2 protein-coding genes are annotated in these 1,525 nt (G+C 66.0%); both read left to right on the forward strand.

What is annotated here, in order from left to right; translation table 11 throughout:
* Positions 1–448: conjugal transfer protein TrbF (gene trbF, locus H928_RS26465; protein WP_043339054.1), on the forward strand; the 448-nt coding region annotated here is incomplete at its 5' end.
* Positions 445–1,446, forward strand: a complete 1,002-nt coding sequence (gene trbG / locus H928_RS0106310) for a P-type conjugative transfer protein TrbG (RefSeq protein ID WP_003056120.1) — start codon at positions 445–447, stop codon at positions 1,444–1,446. The genes trbF and trbG, both read left to right, overlap by 4 nt.
* Positions 1,447–1,525 lie beyond the last annotated feature (79 nt).

Genomic DNA, 1,525 nt, shown 5'->3' on the forward strand with positions numbered 1-1,525 from the left:
GGCCGCCACGCCCTACAAGCCCAGCGATGCGCAGATCGCCTACCACCTGGGCCGCTTCATCGGCCTGGTGCGCTCGCTGTCCATCGACCCCATCGTGGTGCGGCAGAACTGGCTCGATGCCTACGACTACACGACCGACAAAGGCGCGGTCGTGCTCAACGAGTACGCCCGCACGAATGACCCGTTCGCGCGCATCGGCAAGGAGTCGGTGACGGTGCAGATCACCAGCGTGACCCGCGCCAGCGACACGTCTTTCAACGTGCGCTGGACGGAAACGCGCTTCGTCAATGGCGCGCTGGATCGCACCGAACGCTGGAACGCGGTGATTTCCACGGTGCTGCAAACCCCGCGCACCGAGCAGCGTCTGCGCAAGAACCCCCTGGGCATCTACGTCAACGGGCTGTCGTGGAGCCGCGAACTGGAAGCTAACGAAGGAGCAAAACCATGAATGATCTTTTCCGTAAATCCGCCTTGCCGGTGATGCTTCTGGCTTCGACCGTGCTGTTCTCTGGCTGCGCTACTCAGGGCAAGCCGCCACCGACCATTTCGCTCGATGAGCCGGTGCAGGCCCAGCCGCTGCCGGAGCCACCAAAACCGGTGGAGGTGGTCACGGTGCCGCAGCCGCTCGCGCTGCCGTCGCAGTTGAAACCACTGCCAGAGACCGAGGAGGCCAAGCCCGCGCCGGAACCCGCGGATGAGAAAGTGCGCGTCTCGCGCGCCAATGCCGAGGCCCGTGTCGCGCCCACGCGCGAAGGCTACGTCAACGCGATCCAGGTCTGGCCCTTTACCGATGGCGCGCTTTACCAGCTCTATGCGGCCGTGGGCCGCGTGACGGTGGTTTCGCTGCAGCCCGGCGAGGAACTGGTGACGGTCGCGGCCGGCGACACGGTGCGCTGGATCGTCGGGGACACGTCGAGCGGCAGCGGTGAGGCTCTGCGCGTCAACGTGATGGTCAAGCCGATCCGCTCGGGCTTGAAGACCAATCTGGTCATCACCACCAGCCGCCGGACGTATCTGCTGGAGCTGACTTCGACCGAAAAGACGTGGATGGCGTCGGTGTCCTGGGAGTACCCGAAGGACAAGATGCTGGCCTTGCAGCGCCAGGCGCAGGCGGCCAGCGCCGCCGCCCCGGTCGATAGCGGCCTGTCGCTGGAGAAGATCCGTTTCCGCTATGCCATCAGCGGCAGCAATCCGCCGTGGAAGCCGCTGCGTGCTTTCGATGACGGCGAGAAGGTCTACATCCAGTTCCCGCCCGGCATCGCCCAGGGCGAGCTGCCGCCGCTGTTCGTGATCGGCGCGCAAGGCGACGGGCAACTGGTGAACTACCGATTCCGTGCGCCGTACTACATCGTTGATCGCCTGTTCGGCGCGGCCGAACTGCGCCTGGGCGGGGACAAAGGCGACGTGGTGCGGATTGAGCGCACGGACGGCACACGGAGGAACTGACCATGAGCCAGGACGATTCCCCTGATCTTGCGGCGCAGGCGGGCAAGGTCGCGCCCGAGGCGGTGGCGCTGCGCGCCCA

The sequence above is a fragment of the Comamonas sp. B-9 genome (assembly GCF_000410635.1).
Lineage (GTDB): Bacteria > Pseudomonadota > Gammaproteobacteria > Burkholderiales > Burkholderiaceae_C > Comamonas.

Coding starts and splice junctions, on each gene's coding strand:
- trbG (WP_003056120.1), top strand. CDS start 445: ATGAATGATCTTTTCCGTAAATCCGCCTTGCCGGTGATGCTTCTGGCT.